Here is a 16,137-nt window from a genome sequence, read left to right on the forward strand (position 1 = left end):
GAGGTGCTGGCGATGAGTTCTATGGACAATACCATGAAGTTTGACGTGAAGGCAGAAGGAATGGAGACATCCTCTCAGGACATCATGCTAGCGGTCTATGATGCGCTGGTAGAGAAGGACTACAATCCGATTAACCAGATCGTCGGATATTTGCTGTCCGGAGATCCCGCGTACATTCCGCGGCACAACAACGCCAGAAGCCTAATCCGCAAAAAAGAACGAGACGAATTAATTGAAGAGCTGGTCCGGTTCTATCTCAATCATAAGAAGGACAATTAACGGCAGAGGGCAATGACGAGACATGCGAATAATGGGATTGGACTATGGCGACCGAAGAATCGGCGTAGCGGTCAGTGATGCTTTTCGCTGGACGGCGCAAGGAACTGGGGTTGTTGAACGCAGGCGGGACGGCAGTGAGCTGGATCGCATTGCGGAGCTTGTCAATGAGCACGAAGTAAGTGAGATTGTTGTCGGTCTGCCCAAGAATATGAATGGCACGATTGGACCGCGTGGCGAAATTTGCATCGAATTTGCACAGCAGCTACAGCAGACACTAAATTTACCTGTCCACCTTTGGGATGAAAGGCTGACAACGGTATCCGCCGAGCGAACGTTGATTGAAGCGGATGTCAGCCGGAAGAAGCGCAAGCTAGTAATCGACAAAATGGCGGCAACGCTCATTTTGCAAAATTATCTCGATTCTAATACGAAAAGGTGAGGGTTACGATGACAAAGGACGACATGCAGTTCGAAGAACCAGAGATTATTTATATTCCGGATGAAGAAGGCAACGAAGAAGAATTCGAGGTCATCATGAAGTTCGAAGTGGATGGCTCTGAAGAGAAATATATGATGGTCGTACCGGTGACCGATGAGGCAGAATCGGAAGAGGACGAGGTGTACGCCTTCCGTTATGAGGAAGACGGCGATGATCTGAAGCTGTTCACCATTGAAGACGAGGAAGAGTGGAACATGGTCGAAGAGACCTTCAACACCTTGCTCGGTGAGATGGAGGAAGAAGGCTAATGTCAGGTCATGAGCCTGGGCTCCCGCTGAAGAGCGAGCGCTTGAAGGAAGTGTACGGTACCGAGCTCGAGCTCATTGCCGAGGGCGGACAGGCGGAGATCTTCGTCATTAAGGCCGAATTCCAATTAGGCTCTGCTGTGTATGCTGCCCTGCAGTCCGCCAGGATGAAGCAGGACGATGAAGTCGAATTGTTCCGTGTCATTGAGGAGAACGGTGAGCCTAAGCTTGAGACGATTGAAGATGATGAGGAATGGGAGCTGGCTTCCGAGGGTTATGATGAGCTGCTGTTCGCAGATCATGAACGGCCTTAGGCACCAGTTCTACAATTAGATAAGCTTCAGGATGAAGAGCGGATCCTTCCGCTCTTTTTCGCGGAGTAAGGAGAAAGGTGGTTAGCCATTCAAGTGCAGCATTCATCCGACCAGCCATCCTATACAGGACCTAGACGCAGCCGCGTTACCTTCTGGGTGGTCATCAGTCTTATATCGCTCCTCCTGCTAGGCGCAGGAAGCGTAGCATTCTATATATGGAATGGCCTTCAGGCGCCAGCCGCAGGGAAGGATGTAAGAGTAGAGATTACGAAGGGAATGTCAGCATTCGAGGTATCTGACATGCTGGAGCAGCAGGGCATTATTAAGAATTCATTCCTGTTCAAATACTATCTGAAGTTGAAGGACGAAGGCGGCCGGTTCCAAGCGGGCGTCTACGAGTTCAAGCAAGGAACACCGCTTGCTGATGTCATTGCCACATTGAATGCAGGGGAGACCGTCGCCAAGGAGATGGTTCGTTTTACCATTCCTGAAGGCTATACAATTGTGCAGATCGCTGATAAGCTATCTCAAGAAAAGTTAATTGATAAAGTTAAGTTCCTCTCGCTCGCTGAGTCTGTTACAGATTGGGGAGATGCAGAGGCGGTACGTTCAATACCTGGGGATGTGAAGCTTCGTCATCGACTGGAAGGATACTTATTCCCGGAGACTTATGAGGTTGTAAGTGGAAGCACGGAGCAGGACTATCTACAGCGAATGATCAACGAATTGGACCGTAAGCTGGAGAGCCTCCCAGAGGATTGGGATACAGTCATGGAAGAACGCAAGCTGAACATGCATCAGCTAATGACAATCGCATCTCTTGTTGAGCGCGAAGTGGTAGTGGATGATGAACGCAGTCTTGTCGCGGGTGTCATCTATAACCGCATTGCTGAAGGGATGCCGCTTCAGATTGATGCGACCGTGCAGTATTCGCTCGATAAGCCTAAGGAGCGGCTGTTCGAGAAGGATCTGCTCGTAGACAGTCCTTACAATACGTACAAGATTAAGGGACTTCCGCCAGGGCCGATTGCAAGCCCGAGTCTGGCTTCTATTGAAGCTGTGTTATACCCGAAGGATTCCGACTATCTGTATTATGTGACGAAGAAGGACGGCTCCCAAGCCCATCTATTCGCACGAACGTACCAAGAGCACTTGCGTAACATTAAGAAGAGTAACAGCACGGCTGAGCAAGGAGGTTGAACCATTGAGCGAGATGATTAGAAGAGCAGAGCTGCTGACGACAGCAGCAAGCATGGATGAACTAATTAGATTGATGGATGCAGGTGCAGACAGCTTCGTAATCGGTGAGTCCAGATTCGGACTGCGTATGCCAGGTGAATTCACCTTGGACCTGATTGCCGAAGCGGTTAAGGCTGCGAAGCCGAGAGGGGTTCGGATCTATGCAGCCATGAATAACCTCGTCGATAATAAGACGACCGAAGACCTTCCCGAATATATAGAGGGGCTCGTTCATGCTGGGGTCGATGCGATCGTGTTCGGTGATCCGTCCGTATTAATGGCCGCTAAGGCAGCAGCACCAGGACTTGCGCTGCACTGGAACGCAGAGATGACGTCGACGAATGTGGTCACTGCGGAATATTGGGGACGCAGAGGCGCGACCCGTTATGTCCTGGCCCGCGAGCTGAATATGGATCAAGTGATCGATACGAGACAGAAGACGAACTTGGAGCTTGAGGTGCAGGTTCATGGTCTCACGAACATCTACCATTCCAAGCGCTCCCTCGTCGAGTCCTATCTGGATCATCAGCAATCGCTGGACCGATTGAAGGACTCCGATAGGGAGAGCGGTCTCTACTTGAAGGAGACCGAGCGTCCGGATGAACGCTTCCCGATCTATGAAGATGCGAACGGTACGCATATTATGAGCTCTGATGATATCTGTATGCTTGAGAATATTCATGAGCTGTTAGAAGCTGGAATTGACAGTCTGAAGATTGAAGGCTTGCTGAAGAGCACCGCATACAATGAAGTGGTTGTACGTGCTTATCGCCAAGCAATTGATGCTTATTATGCTGATCCGGAAGGATACGAGTTCCAGGAGCACTGGCTGGATGCCATTCGCAAGGTGCAGGATCCGGATCGAGAGCTTAGCTACGGCTTCTTCTACAAGGAGCAAGTATATTAATGATAGGTACAGGAGGTGGAGACAAGAGCGATGACTAACTTAGTTAAGACAACTCCAAGATATACAGGGAAGCGGCATCGATTGGATAAGCCGGAGCTGCTTGCGCCGGCAGGCAATCTGGAGAAGCTTAAGTTCGCGGTACATTATGGAGCAGATGCGGTCTATATCGGCGGACAGAAGTATGGTCTCCGTTCGAATGCGGATAACTTCTCCTTCGAGGAGATGAAGGAAGGCGTAGAGTTCGCTGCCCGTTACGGAGCCAAGGTGTTCGTTGCAACGAACATCTATGCACATAATGAAGACATTAGCGGCTTGGAAGACTACTTGCGCGGATTGCAGGAAGCGGGGATTGCAGCTATCATCGCAGCAGATCCAGCGGTTATCGAGACGGCCCAGAGAGTAGCGCCTAAGGTAGAGGTCCATCTGAGCACTCAGCAGTCTACCCTTAACTGGCAAGCCGTTCAATTCTGGAAGGATGAAGGACTGCCGAGAGTCGTGCTTGCCCGCGAGACAAGCTTCGAGGAGATTGCCGAGATTAAGGCGAAGGTCGATATCGAGATTGAAGCATTCATTCATGGAGCGATGTGCTCTTCCTTCTCGGGCAGATGCGTGTTGTCCAACCACTTCACCGACAGAGACTCGAATCGAGGCGGCTGCTGCCAATCATGCCGATGGAAGTATGATCTCTTCGAGGATGATGCCCAAGTGTTCGGTGAAGATGAGGACAAGTTCACGATGGGATCCAAGGATCTATGTATGATTGAATACTTGCCTGAACTCATTGAAGTCGGGGTTGACAGCTTCAAGATTGAAGGTCGAATGAAGAGCATTCATTACGTAGCAACCGTCGTGAATGTATACCGTCAAGCGATCGATGCCTACTTCGACAATCCAGCAGGCTTCGTCCTGAAGCCGGAATGGCTGGAGGAGATCTACAAGGCGGCTAATCGTCCGGTCAATACTGGCTTCTTCCTGGATACTCCTGGAGCAGAGGACCACATCTACGAGTCGGAGGATAAGCCTGCTCCTTATGACTTCGCAGGAATTGTGACTGCTTATGACGAAGCGACAGGTATTGCTACTGTTCAGCAGAGGAATCACTTCAAGCCTGGACAAGAGATTGAATTCGTAGGTCCCGGCGGCAGATTCTTCAAGCAGCTCGTGCCTGAGATTAGGAATGAAGCTGGGGAGATCCTCGATGCAGCTAGACATCCTCTTCAAGCTATTCAGATGAGAACCGAGCATCCGGTTAAGCCGATGGACATGATGCGTAAGAGAATCGGCAAGGCTAGGTCTTAAGAATCATAAGCAGCTAGGCATGAAGAAGCGCCAATTTTACGTAATTGTAAAGGTTGGCGTTTTTTTTTGAGCCTTAAACCTCACAAATGGTTCATATTGAACCGATATATCTGGTAAAGCTTGATAAAGGGCGGTGCCGTATATGAAAAAGTTAAATATTGGACGTAATGGGAAAAACAAAGAGAAAAATGGAGCTAGCGGCTCTTCGCAAGGGAACCATTCTTCTGCAGAGGGGGATGTGAAAGCGCAAACAAGTCGCCATAACTTAGTTAACTCCTCAGCCAAGCAGTTAAAAGAGCTGGCTCTCACCAACCCTGCTAAGTCAGTTGGGACGAAGCTATTCCTATTCATATTCTGCAGTATAGTCGCATGTGTACTCATTGTTGGCCTGATTGCCTATTCACAGTCTAAGGGTATTGTGGAAGAGAAGGTATCCAGTGCTAGCTACCAGACGATTGACCAGACCGCTGGTAAGCTTGACCTTATGTTCAAAAATTATGAAGATCTGACGATGCAGATTCTCATTGATAAAGAGGTCCACCAACATATTGACGATATGAGCAAGGCGGCAGATGACTTCTCCTACTTCGAGTCAAGCCGCAAGCTTACAGAGAAGCTATCTAATTACGTTATGGGGAACAACACCGTAGCTGGTGTGCTGCTGGTACCAATTAATGAAAAGCTGCAGCCAATCTCTGCCGGATCAAGCGGAGTTGTCAATCTGCAAGAGATTAAGAGCAAGGAATGGTACAAATCAGTGGAAGCAGCTGGCGGAGGTGCGGTGTGGGTAGCTCCTCAGAAAGAAGGAATAACCGACGGAATTGCCAATAAAAAGGCTGCAACCATCGCAGTGAGCAGACTGCTCAAAAATTCAAGCTCGAATGAAGCTGTCTACGTGCTCATCATGGAGGTTGAAGTGAGACATATTATCGCTCAGTTCAGCTCACTCCAGCTAGGAGAAGGCAGTGCCGTTGCCATTATTGACCAACAAAATCATGTAGCAGCCGCTGTAGATATTGAACGAATTACAGAACCGGCCAATATTGCTCAACTGAAGGATGATTCAGGCTCCAAGCATATGGATACGACGAGCGGCGAAGCCGTGCTAGTCTCCTACAAGCAGCTTACTTCTATGCCGTGGAAGCTCGTTGCAACGATTCCTGTCCATGAATTGGTCAAGGATGCCGATGTGATTCGCAATCTGACCTGGATCATTGTGTTATTCGCTTCGATCCTTGCTCTGATCATTAGTATGATCGTCATTCGTACTATTGCGCACCCTCTAGTACAGCTTAGGAATCTCATGAATGAGGGCGAGCGTGGGAACTTGACTGTCCGCTCTGCCATGACGAAGCGTCAGGACGAGATTGGCCAGCTGGCCCTTAGCTTCAATCGGATGATGGCTGAGATTACAAGCTTGGCTAAGCAGACGACGATGTCAGCTGAAGAAGTATGGAAGACGGCAAGCGAGCTGACAGATGCTTCTAAGAAGACTGCATTATCAGCAAGGGAAATTGCCGTGGCCACTGAGGAGATTGCCGGCGGTGCAACGAGTCTGGCGATGGAAGCGGAGAAGGGCAGTGATCTGACGGGCAGTATCAACGAGCAGATGAAGATGGTCATCTCCTCCAACGGACAGATGGTGGAATCAGCTGCTGAAGCCCAGAAGGCAAGTGAGCAAGGAACAGCCTATATGGGTGTTCTTATCCAGAAGACAGGTATGACCGAAGAGATGACCCGCTCGATGGTTGAGAAGGTTGACAAGCTGAAGGAGAGCACAGGCTCCATTCGCAAAATACTCGACGTGCTTAACAATCTGACGAAGCAGACGAACATATTGTCACTTAATGCAACGATTGAAGCAGCTCGTGCGGGAGCAGCTGGCAAGGGATTCATGGTCGTTGCCGATGAGATTCGCAAGCTGGCTGATCAATCCAGACAATCCATTGGTGTAGTAGCAAGCATTACGGATACGATACAACAGGAGATTGATGCAACGGTCAGTGTTCTATCTGATGCTTATCCGCTCTTCCAAGAGCAGATTGGCTCTGTGAAGGAAGCGAATCAGATCTTCCTGACTGTACAAGGCCAGATGGGCGAGTTCATTACGAGGCTAGACTTAGTAACTTCATCCATCGGCTCACTGAACGAATCGCAAGCCGTATTGTCTGAGGCAATGAGCAATGTCAGCGCGGTGGCGGAGGAGTCATCTGCTACTTCAGAGGAAGTAGCCTCGCTTAGCAGCGAGCAGATGAACATTAGCAACGGACTGGTGAGATTGTCCGACAAGCTTGATACGGTGTCTCGTGAGCTTAAGGAGTCATTGTCTAAGTTCAAGATTGATTAATACAGGTAATGATCATGCCGCCTTCCCTTATGGGGAAGGCGGTTTGTTTTGCAAGGACAAGGATCATAATGAGAGGTAAGAACTTCGCGCAGGAGGAACAAGAGTTGTTGGATAAGCGAATCTTCACAGCAGGGGCTCTATTATGCGGGCTGCTGTTAGTATGTCTGATACGGGTAGGTTGGCTGCAGCTCGTGCCGCCACATGTTCCTTCTCATGCACAGACTCCTGTCGATTGGAAGAAGGCGTCTGTTGCCCAGAGAGAGCGGCGGCTTGTGCTGGATACAGGGAGAGGCGACTTCGTGGATCGTAACGGGAAGGTCATTACCGGCGTGACCTATCATTCGCTTGCTCTATTCCCTTCAGCTAATGAACGGGGAAGCTCGGAGGAGCTGAAGAGGCTCGCTGACCTGCTTGGTGTTCGGGAGGACAAGCTTCGCGAACAGCTCGAGGGCATGATTGAGCCTTCATTCTGGATGAGAGAAGGATCGAGCAGCCCTTATCGGCTTAATCATGAGCAGAAGGAACAGATTAGCCGTATGCATCTTGCCGGCATAAGGGTAGTTCCTTACAGGTCCCGTACAAGCTCAGAAGGATCTGTCCTTCATATGATTGGATATGTCAGCCAGCATCCGGAATGGATGCGGCAGCATCATGCCAGAGAGCTCGCAGCCAGGTCTCGAAGGGTGGATGATATCATCGGAGGAGCAGGGCTGGAGAAGTCTCTGGATGAGCTGCTGCGGGGGACAGGCGCCTCTTCCATCGCTTACTATACGGATGGGAGGAATAGGCCGCTCCGTGGCCTTGATGCGCGGATAAGCCAGCCCCACAATCCCTATTATCCGCTCCAGGTCATTACGACATTAGATCTTGAGCTCCAACGCAAGATTGAGGAATACGCCAAGCAGCAAGGCCTTGCTGAGGGGGCCATCGTAGTGCTGGATACTCGTAACGCGGATGTGCTGGCGAGTATATCGATGCCCATGCTGAAGCCTGAAGACCAACCTGTCGGGTCTTCGGCTTGGACCAATCATGCACTTAAGGCTGCAGTGCCAGGATCCGTGTTCAAGCTGGTGACGGAAGCTGCTGCACTGGAGACTAAGGCAGCGAGAGAAGGAGAGAGCTTCAACTGCGAGGGTGAGTACGGCAAGTACGGGCTCTCCTGCTGGAAGGAGGGAGGGCATGGGCATCTGACGCTGCGAGAGGGGCTTGCTCAATCGTGCAATATCGTGTTCGCTGCGATAGCCGAGCGTCTAAGTGCTGGGGAACTGCAGCGAACGGCACAGGCGCTAGGCATCGGGAGAAGGGTTGGCTGGGCTACAGAGGGCAACTATGGGCCTCTGAGAGGGCCGATTCGGCTGCTCGAGGAAGAGGAAGGCGGCAGAGTGTTCGCAACCGCTGCTGATCCCGCTGGAGTCGCGGGGGGCGGCGGTAAGTCCGCTGTAGGAGGAGAGGGTGGCGCGAATAGCGGAGGTAAGTCCGCTGGAGGCAGAGAGCGAGGCGCGAGGGACGGCGGATTGCTCGCCCAGAGCGGCATCGGCCAGCGTGATGTGCTGATGTCGCCGCTGCAGGCAGCGAACCTGATGGTCACGCTGCTCCATCATGGGCGCGTCATGCAGCCGCGCCTCGTTCAAGAGATCCGCTATGCGAACGGTCAGCGGATGGTGAAGCTTGCTCCGCAGGAGGCGCCTGCCGCAGGCTATGGCCGAATCCATTCGGCCACAGCCGAAGCGCTGCTCCGCGGCATGGAAGCGGTCGTCGACCACGGAACCGGTCGATCGATCCGCCAAGGCACTTGGGCGCTTGCCGGCAAGTCCGGCACCGCCGAGGTGCTGCGCGCCGGAGCCGCCCTGGACCACCAGTGGTTCGCGGGCTACGGCCCGGCGAAGTCCCCCCGCTACGCGGTTGCTGTGCTGGCGGAGAATCGGTCGCCTGACAGCTCCCATCAGGCCACACAGCTCTTCCGCGGCGTCATGGACCTCATCGCTGCCCACGAAGCAGAGCACGCGCGCAAGCCAGCGCGTTAGCACCATATACGCCGCGAGCAACATCGCACGTCCGCATTCCAGCGGCATGCATGAGCATCTAACTTAGCAGCGCGTCAAGCATAGACCTAGGCATCTGTGCTTGTCACGTACAGAATAAGCCTCTGCCCTTGAATCGGGCAGAGGCTTTTTTGACCATATAGGCTTGGCATTATACAGAGTTGTGATCGTCAACAGGCTGGCTGCTGTTAGCAGGGTCGAACTCCCCTTGAGGTGAACGAATCCAGCGGTGGAAGTATCCTTGATCATACAGCGCCTTAATGAGAATCATCAGGATAGGCGACAGGATGACACCGGCAATGCCGAACAGCGATAGAGAGATAATCATGAAGGCCAGCATGGTGAAGGCGGATACGCCCAGCGTGTCGCCCGTAATCTTAGGCTCGAGAATCTGTCTCGTCAGGACGACAACAAGGAACAGTACGGTCAGCCAGACCGCAAGCGTAGTCTCTCCCACGATAATCAAGTACACAATCCATGGGACGAACACCGTTCCGACGCCTAGCAGCGGCAAGATGTCGAACAGCGCAGAGATGAGGGAGATGACGAGCGCCCCATCCACACCGAGCAGCAGGAGCGAGATGAAGATGACGACGAACGTAATCGTAATCAGCTTCGCTTGTGCCTTCAGATAGGCCCCGATTCCCTTGAACACATTGTCCTTCAGGAAGTAGAAGGCCTTCTTGAACGTTCTTGGCGTCTTGTCACTCGCTGTCTTGCGCCACTGTGTAATCTCAATGCTGAGGAAGTAGGCGAGTATGATGCCAATCGCGAAGTTGAACAAGAAGGTCGAGAAGGAAGTGGCGTAGCCGACTAGCCTGCTTAGCAGAAGCGTGGCAATTCCGGTCAGCTTCTCACTTGAGCCCTTAATTAACTCAGTGATCTTCGTGCCAATATCAGGAGGCAGAGCATCGATACGCTCATTAATGATGGCTGCATTCCGGTCAACCTGCTCTCTAAGCAGCTCTTGGTAGGCCGGCAGCTGCTTAATGATGTCATTGCCTTCCTTCGTCACGACATAAGCGAGCCCCGACAAGGCAGCCAGCAGGATGAGCGTGAACAGCAGGACGGCAATGCCGGATGCGATAGACTTCTTCATGCCAAGCCGATGAAGCCGCTTCGCGAGGGGCTCAATACACATATAAATAACAAAGGATAAAAAGATAGGCGTGGCAATACGGTACAAGTAGCTGAAGGCGAACATGACCAGGTACACCGTGAGAGCGATCAGCGCAATGTCAAATGCGGTCCGCCAATATTTTTTGTAGAAGGGCAGCATATAGTAAAAGCTCCTTTAATTTCTAGTATCATAAATCCATAATGATTGTACTATAGTTTTTAAAAAGATGCCTATTTTTTATTGCGTTATGTTACAATTAAGGTTATCGTCGTTGTTCATATGACTTGTATGATTACACTATAAACCAAAATAACGGTGGGGAAAAAATGATGGAGAATTTGCTCTTGTGGGGATTCTACCTGCTAACGTTCTACGCGTTCCTCCCGGGGCTCATCAGCCGAACCTTCGGCTTCCGCGTCTTCAAGAAGGGCAAGGTTGAGCGAGAGATTGCACTTACCTTCGATGATGGACCAGACCCGATCTATACTCCGCAGCTGCTTGATCTGCTCGCTCGATACGACGCGAAGGCGACATTCTTCGTCGTGGGCTCACATGCGGAATCTCATCCTGAGCTGCTGAAGAGGATGGCGGAGGAAGGGCACAGGATAGGCATTCATAACTATGTTCATAAGTCGAATTGGCTCATGCGTCCGAGCACGGTGAAGCGTCAGATTGAGCGGACATCGGACATTATTGAGAGGGCAACGGGTATTCAAGCCGCGTATTACCGCCCGCCATGGGGCATCGTCAACGTATTCGATTACTCTAATCTAGGCTATCTGCAGATTATTCTATGGTCTGCTATGTTCGGCGATTGGCGTTCCAAGGTTGGCACGAAGCGTCTAAGCAAGCGGATGATGCGGAAGCTGAAGCCTGGTGAGGTACTGCTGCTTCATGATTGCGGGCTCACACTTGGTGCGGATGAAGATGCACCGAAGCATATGCTTCAAGCGCTCGGCCGCTATCTTGAGGCGGGCAGGGAGCGAGGCTATCGATTCGTCGGCATCGATGAGATGATGAAGCTGACGGATCAGTACCGGGAGAAGCAGCCTAAGCTGTGGAAGAGGATGCTCATCGGGCTATGGCTCCTGTATGAGAAGGCGTTCCACCTCGTATTCGCCATGAAGAAGGTAGGCGAGCATGAGCCTGCCTTCCATTACCGGATAACGACCTACCAGGGGGATACGCTGCAGCTGGCTGAAGGCGGCAGCCTCGCAAGGGGAGACCAGATTGTAGAGCTGCACTTCGACAACAAGAAGCTGTCCGGTATAGCTGCCCAGTCCTCCTCGCCGGTTGCGACAGGCATCCGGATGCTGAGGGAAGTGGAGAGAGCTCTTCCAGTCCTCGCTGAGCAGCTGAAGGAAGATCCAGCATCGAAGGAAGCAAGGGCCGTGTACGGCGTTACGATGATTCATAGAGGCGCTGACCGGCTTGGCTTCGAGATCTTCCAGCTGCCGGACGGCTGGTTCAAGAAGCTGACAGGCGTCTACCTCCGCATCCTGCTTAAGGTGCTGTCACCTGGCAAGCGCAGCTCCAGAGGGCAGGAGCGCCGCAACACGGTAACCCCGCGCATGCTGATTATGCCGATGGGCAGGGTCAGACAATACCTGCCGCTTGTACCTGCCGCTGTTCAGGATGGGGCGCTATCGCTTGGAGAAGGCTCACAGCGTGCTGTTCATTCGGCAAGCGAGGATTCCGCGCTTGGCCGTTCCTCGGCCTATTAACAGACAGCATTCGAGCATAAGACTCCCTCATTCCCATGTCTTAGGAATGAGGGTTTTTTCTATTTGTTGCAACCTTTTGCCCATAGATTCCATCTAGAATTAAGAATAGGATGGAGGTAGAAGGGGCGATGGTCCGATGAAGAGTAGAGCATGGTTAAGCATACTGTCAGCCATCACGTTGGTCACGTTGGCAACCATCCAGGGGGCAACGGCTTCGGAGATGGAATATATGAAGGTGCAGCAGACGGAAGCCGTTTTTACCGGATATTTGCACAATGTGGAATGGGCCGAAGGAACATGGGTGGCCAAGCTTAATGAGATTGAATGGTACGAAGGAGAAGCTGCGAAGGCTAAGTTCGAGGAGCAGGAGGGGCAGTCAGGTGAGGAGGGACCTCCAGACGGGTACTACATAATCGATTCCGATTCATCGATTACCTCCCTGCCAATAGCGACGGATGCGGTTGTGCTCATGCAGATCTATAACCGGACCGGTAAGGCGGAGGAAGCGGACATCATCTGGAATGAACAGATTGGGCTGAAGGAATTCATCACTCTCATTGAAGAGAACGAAGACTGGAGCATGCGGGATTACCCTTACCATTGCACCGTACAAGACGGGAAGATTATTCGAATTGTCCAGCAATATATTCCTTAATGAATAACACGATAATCGTGTTATTTTTTTGCTTAATTGAGGTAGTACGATGGGATTGGCCGCTCGGATCACAATTTCTCATAGGTTTTTTTTATATTTTAATAATGTGGTGAAAAGACTGGACATCTCGCATCAGCAAGGTATGATGGTGGCATAACAGATCATGCAGGGAGGGATCAGCCCCATGGGGGAGCCGGCCGCAGATGAGCAGTTGATCAGGCAAATAGCCGAAGGAGATGCACTGGCATTGGAGCAGCTCTATGACAAATACGAACGACCAATCTATTCCTTCGTCCTTCGAATGGTGAAGGATTCGATGGCCGCGGAAGAAGTGGTTCAGGAGCTGTTCATGCGAGTGTGGAAGTCAGCGGGGAGAATGAAGACAGACGGGTCGGCAGGCAAGGTCAGCACATGGCTGTTCGCGGTCTCGCGCAATCTGTCCATTGACTGGCTACGCAAGCAGGGCAGAAGGCCTCTGGAAGCGCAGGAGGAAGAGGTATGGGAGAGAACGGCAGAGCCGGTCAGCACCGAGCATGAAGTTGAGCAAAGGCTGCTCGGTGAGCAGATGAGGGAAGCGATTGGTGAGCTGAATGAGGATCAGAAGCAGGTCGTTGAGATGATCTATTACATGGGCTATACGCAGCAGGAAGTGGCATCGAAGCATGATATCCCGCTTGGCACGGTGAAGAGCCGAGTACGGCTCGCCCTCGGTCAATTACGCAAGCGATTCGATCATAGATGGAAGGAGGGGGTGCGGCAATGATCCATAATAGATGTGACGACGTTGAACTATATATGCTAGGCGGACTTGATGAAGAAGCGAAGAAGCAGGTGGAAGCTCACTTGCCGCATTGCATGACATGTCAGCGCAAGCTGGAGGAGATGAGGCCTATGATGGATATTCTCCCTTGGGCTGTAGATGAGGCAGAACCTCCGCAAGGCATGAAGGCAAGAATATTGGCAAATGTGCTTAGCTCATCACAGACTGAGGATGAAGAGGCTGCTTCCTTGGAAGCGAATCTGCACAGCGTAACAGAGAGCAGACGGGAGGATCAGCTAGAGGGAATCACGACGGCTGCCTACAAGTACAACGAATTGCCACAGAGAGGCTCTGGAAGCCCTACTGGAAGCCGCAATTCCACGCTCAACCGGGTGATGACAGCAGCAGCGGCGGTGCTGTTAATCTTATCCGCAGTGCTCGCCCAGAGAGTATCCACCTTGAGTCAGGAGACCGCTGATCTCGGCAAGCAGGTGAACGAGCTGGAGCAGCAGGTGGCTGCAGCAGAGAATCCAGCTACGGGTGTACAAGTGAACCATGTCGTCTCGCTGTCGCCTGCCAAGGATCTAGTCGCACAAGGGCTGGCGACGATCGTTATCGATGCGAAGGGCATGCATCTCATCGTGCAAGCCGAGAGCCTGCCTAAGCTGAAGGATAACGAAGCGTTCCAGGTATGGCTGCTGAAGGGCGGCAAGCCGGTTAATGCAGGCACCTTCCTCACGCATAACGGGACAGGCGCGCTGTACTTCACCTTCGAGCCGGATCAGTATGATCAGATTGCCATTACGCTCGAGCCGGATGCGAAGGGCTCGCAGCCGCGAGGCAGCATCGTCCTGGCTGGACCTCTAGAGGCATAAGTAAGGATCCAGAAAGCTGCGCACCTCGTACCAAAATAAAAGGTTGTTAAGAAGCGAAAGCTTCCTAACAACCTTTTTTTTGGGGGGGTATTGCCTACATCTTCATTACGCCGCCCATGCTGGCGTTCGTAACCAGATGTGAGTATCTAGCCAAGTACCCGCGCTTGATCTTCGGTTCGAAGCCCGCCCACTCGCTGCGGCGCTTCTCCATCTCTTCGTCACTGATGAGAAGCTCCATCTTGCGGTTATTCATATCCAGCTCAATGATGTCGCCGTCATGCACGAAGGCAATAGGGCCGCCCTCGGCTGCTTCAGGCGATACGTGTCCGATGCTGATGCCGCGGGATGCGCCGGAGAATCGGCCGTCTGTAATAAGACCAACCTTAGCGCCAAGTCCCATGCCGACAATCTGTGAAGTAGGAGCGAGCATCTCAGGCATACCTGGGCCGCCCTTCGGACCTTCATAGCGGATGACGACAACGTGGCCTTCCTTCACCTTGCCGCTGGCAATGCCGGCAAGAGCTTCATCCTGCGAGTCGAAGCAGATTGCAGGTCCCTTGTGATAGCCGCCAACCGACTTGTCCACCGCGCCAACCTTAATGATGGCGCCTTGAGGAGCCAGGTTGCCGAACAGGACAGCTAGTCCGCCGCGCTCGCTGTGCGGATTGTCGATCGTATGGATAACATCGGTATCCTGAATCTCATGTCCAGCTACATTCTCACGGAGCGTCTTGCCGGTTACCGTTATGCAATCGCCGTGAAGCGCGCCTTCCTTCTTGAACAGTTCATTAATAATCGCACTGACTCCGCCGGCATTGTGAACATCTTCAATGTGGTAATCCGAAGCGGGAGCGATCTTCGCAAGGTGAGGAACTCGCTCTGCAATCTCATTGATGCGCTCAATCGGATATTCAATGCCTGCTTCGTGAGCAATAGCAAGCGTATGAAGAACGGTGTTCGTCGAACCGCCCATTGCCATATCCAGTGCGAATGCATTATCTATCGTATCCTTCGTCACGATATCACGAGGCTTGATGCCGAGCTCAATGATCTTCATGAGCTGACGGGCAGCATCCTTGACGAATTCACGACGCTCTGGCGATACGGCAAGGATGGTTCCGTTGCCCGGAAGGGCAAGGCCTAGCCCCTCGGCCAAGCAGTTCATCGAATTCGCGGTGAACATGCCTGAACAGGACCCGCATGTTGGACAGCCGTATTGCTCAAGCTCCTGAAGACCTGCTTCATCAATCGTTCCAGCTTGGAAGGCACCGACGCCTTCGAATACGCTGGAGAGCGAGATTGCACGGCCGTCAGACGTTCTGCCAGCCTTCATTGGGCCGCCGCTGACGAGCATCGTTGGAATGTTGACGCGGAGCGCGCCCATAATCATACCTGGAGTAATCTTGTCGCAGTTCGGAATGCAGACCATGCCGTCGAACCAGTGTGCATTGACAACGGTCTCAACAGAATCTGCAATAATCTCGCGGCTTGCCAGGGAATAACGCATGCCGATATGTCCCATGGCGATACCGTCGTCGACACCAATCGTGTTGAACTCGAACGGCACGCCGCCTGCTTCACGAATGGCTTCCTTAACGAGCTTGCCGAATTCCTGCAAGTGAACATGACCGGGAATAATATCGATATAAGAATTGCATACCGCGATAAAAGGCTTGTCGAAATCCTCTTCCTTCACGCCGGCCGCACGAAGCAGGCTGCGGTGGGGAGCGCGGTCGAATCCTTTTTTAATCATGTCTGAACGCATCTTTTTAGGTGCCACAAGAAGTCCCTCCCAGGGTGGAATGTAATACTTGTTAGTCTATCACATTGGA

At 52.1% G+C, this 16,137-nt stretch carries 15 protein-coding genes; 13 read left to right on the forward strand and 2 right to left on the reverse strand.

Annotated elements, in window-relative coordinates:
- Positions 1 to 12 precede the first annotated feature (12 nt).
- The 9 genes from ACFO9Q_RS07020 to ACFO9Q_RS07060 all read left to right on the forward strand — a co-directional run bounded on the left by ACFO9Q_RS07020 (position 13) and on the right by ACFO9Q_RS07060 (position 9,153).
- Entirely contained in the window at positions 13 to 279 is a 267-nt protein-coding gene (locus ACFO9Q_RS07020; RefSeq protein ID WP_379180123.1) for an IreB family regulatory phosphoprotein, read from the forward strand.
- Positions 280 to 301: 22 nt separating this feature from the next.
- On the forward strand, positions 302 to 718 hold the full coding sequence (gene ruvX / locus ACFO9Q_RS07025) for a Holliday junction resolvase RuvX (protein WP_379180125.1): 417 nt from the start codon (positions 302 to 304) through the stop codon (positions 716 to 718).
- Between the two features lie 8 nt (positions 719 to 726).
- Entirely contained in the window at positions 727 to 1,026 is a 300-nt protein-coding gene (locus ACFO9Q_RS07030; protein ID WP_379180127.1) for a DUF1292 domain-containing protein, read from the forward strand.
- Positions 1,026 to 1,337, forward strand: a complete 312-nt coding sequence (locus ACFO9Q_RS07035) for a DUF1292 domain-containing protein (RefSeq protein ID WP_379180129.1) — start codon at positions 1,026 to 1,028, stop codon at positions 1,335 to 1,337. Before ACFO9Q_RS07030 ends, ACFO9Q_RS07035 begins: the two co-directional genes overlap by 1 nt.
- 93 nt (positions 1,338 to 1,430) lie before the next feature.
- Positions 1,431 to 2,537: an endolytic transglycosylase MltG gene (mltG, locus tag ACFO9Q_RS07040; protein ID WP_379180131.1), complete on the forward strand. Its 1,107-nt coding sequence runs from the start codon at positions 1,431 to 1,433 to the stop codon at positions 2,535 to 2,537.
- A 13-nt stretch (positions 2,538 to 2,550) separates the two neighbouring features.
- Positions 2,551 to 3,483, forward strand: coding sequence for a peptidase U32 family protein (locus ACFO9Q_RS07045; protein ID WP_379180617.1), 933 nt, complete (start codon positions 2,551 to 2,553; stop codon positions 3,481 to 3,483).
- Between the two features lie 30 nt (positions 3,484 to 3,513).
- On the forward strand, positions 3,514 to 4,782 hold the full coding sequence (locus ACFO9Q_RS07050; protein WP_379180133.1) for a peptidase U32 family protein: 1,269 nt from the start codon (positions 3,514 to 3,516) through the stop codon (positions 4,780 to 4,782).
- 142 nt (positions 4,783 to 4,924) lie between these two features.
- Positions 4,925 to 7,129: a methyl-accepting chemotaxis protein gene (locus ACFO9Q_RS07055; protein WP_379180135.1), complete on the forward strand. Its 2,205-nt coding sequence runs from the start codon at positions 4,925 to 4,927 to the stop codon at positions 7,127 to 7,129.
- 104 nt (positions 7,130 to 7,233) lie between these two features.
- Positions 7,234 to 9,153: a peptidoglycan D,D-transpeptidase FtsI family protein gene (locus ACFO9Q_RS07060; RefSeq protein WP_379180137.1), complete on the forward strand. Its 1,920-nt coding sequence runs from the start codon at positions 7,234 to 7,236 to the stop codon at positions 9,151 to 9,153.
- Positions 9,154 to 9,322: 169 nt separating this feature from the next.
- Here the strand turns inward: ACFO9Q_RS07060 and ytvI are convergent, their stop codons facing one another.
- Positions 9,323 to 10,450, reverse strand: a complete 1,128-nt coding sequence (gene ytvI, locus ACFO9Q_RS07065) for a sporulation integral membrane protein YtvI (protein WP_379180139.1) — start codon at positions 10,448 to 10,450, stop codon at positions 9,323 to 9,325.
- Positions 10,451 to 10,617: 167 nt separating this feature from the next.
- Here ytvI and ACFO9Q_RS07070 point away from each other — a divergent pair, with 167 nt between their 5' ends.
- From ACFO9Q_RS07070 to ACFO9Q_RS07085, 4 genes are all read left to right on the forward strand, one after another.
- A complete protein-coding gene (locus ACFO9Q_RS07070; RefSeq protein WP_379180142.1) occupies positions 10,618 to 12,015 on the forward strand; it encodes a polysaccharide deacetylase family protein in 1,398 nt (465 codons plus the stop codon).
- Between the two features lie 136 nt (positions 12,016 to 12,151).
- Positions 12,152 to 12,670 (forward strand): hypothetical protein, encoded by a 519-nt coding sequence (locus ACFO9Q_RS07075; RefSeq protein WP_379180144.1) that lies wholly within the window; start codon positions 12,152 to 12,154, stop codon positions 12,668 to 12,670.
- 184 nt (positions 12,671 to 12,854) lie between these two features.
- Entirely contained in the window at positions 12,855 to 13,433 is a 579-nt protein-coding gene (locus ACFO9Q_RS07080) for an RNA polymerase sigma factor (protein WP_379180146.1), read from the forward strand.
- A complete protein-coding gene (locus ACFO9Q_RS07085) occupies positions 13,430 to 14,305 on the forward strand; it encodes an anti-sigma factor domain-containing protein (protein ID WP_379180148.1) in 876 nt (291 codons plus the stop codon). Before ACFO9Q_RS07080 ends, ACFO9Q_RS07085 begins: the two co-directional genes overlap by 4 nt.
- Positions 14,306 to 14,399: 94 nt before the next feature.
- Here ACFO9Q_RS07085 and ilvD read toward each other — a convergent pair whose 3' ends face one another.
- Positions 14,400 to 16,070 (reverse strand): dihydroxy-acid dehydratase, encoded by a 1,671-nt coding sequence (ilvD, locus tag ACFO9Q_RS07090; protein WP_379180619.1) that lies wholly within the window; start codon positions 16,068 to 16,070, stop codon positions 14,400 to 14,402.
- Positions 16,071 to 16,137: the final 67 nt, after the last annotated feature.

It is taken from the genome of Paenibacillus sp. GCM10023252 (assembly GCF_042653305.1).
Classification (GTDB): Bacteria; Bacillota; Bacilli; order Paenibacillales; family Paenibacillaceae; genus Pristimantibacillus.

Excerpts from the sequence above, each read along its gene's own strand:
- ACFO9Q_RS07075 (WP_379180144.1), top strand. The coding sequence starts at position 12,152 with ATGAAGAGTAGAGCATGGTTAAGCATACTGTCAGCCATCACGTTGGTC.
- ACFO9Q_RS07030 (WP_379180127.1), top strand. The coding sequence starts at position 727 with ATGACAAAGGACGACATGCAGTTCGAAGAACCAGAGATTATTTATATT.
- ACFO9Q_RS07020 (WP_379180123.1), top strand. The coding sequence starts at position 13 with ATGAGTTCTATGGACAATACCATGAAGTTTGACGTGAAGGCAGAAGGA.
- ytvI (WP_379180139.1), bottom strand. The coding sequence starts at position 10,450 with ATGCTGCCCTTCTACAAAAAATATTGGCGGACCGCATTTGACATTGCG.
- ACFO9Q_RS07070 (WP_379180142.1), top strand. The coding sequence starts at position 10,618 with ATGATGGAGAATTTGCTCTTGTGGGGATTCTACCTGCTAACGTTCTAC.
- ACFO9Q_RS07085 (WP_379180148.1), top strand. The coding sequence starts at position 13,430 with ATGATCCATAATAGATGTGACGACGTTGAACTATATATGCTAGGCGGA.
- ilvD (WP_379180619.1), bottom strand. The coding sequence starts at position 16,070 with ATGCGTTCAGACATGATTAAAAAAGGATTCGACCGCGCTCCCCACCGC.
- ruvX (WP_379180125.1), top strand. The coding sequence starts at position 302 with ATGCGAATAATGGGATTGGACTATGGCGACCGAAGAATCGGCGTAGCG.
- ACFO9Q_RS07035 (WP_379180129.1), top strand. The coding sequence starts at position 1,026 with ATGTCAGGTCATGAGCCTGGGCTCCCGCTGAAGAGCGAGCGCTTGAAG.
- ACFO9Q_RS07080 (WP_379180146.1), top strand. The coding sequence starts at position 12,855 with ATGGGGGAGCCGGCCGCAGATGAGCAGTTGATCAGGCAAATAGCCGAA.
- ACFO9Q_RS07045 (WP_379180617.1), top strand. The coding sequence starts at position 2,551 with ATGATTAGAAGAGCAGAGCTGCTGACGACAGCAGCAAGCATGGATGAA.
- ACFO9Q_RS07055 (WP_379180135.1), top strand. The coding sequence starts at position 4,925 with ATGAAAAAGTTAAATATTGGACGTAATGGGAAAAACAAAGAGAAAAAT.
- ACFO9Q_RS07050 (WP_379180133.1), top strand. The coding sequence starts at position 3,514 with ATGACTAACTTAGTTAAGACAACTCCAAGATATACAGGGAAGCGGCAT.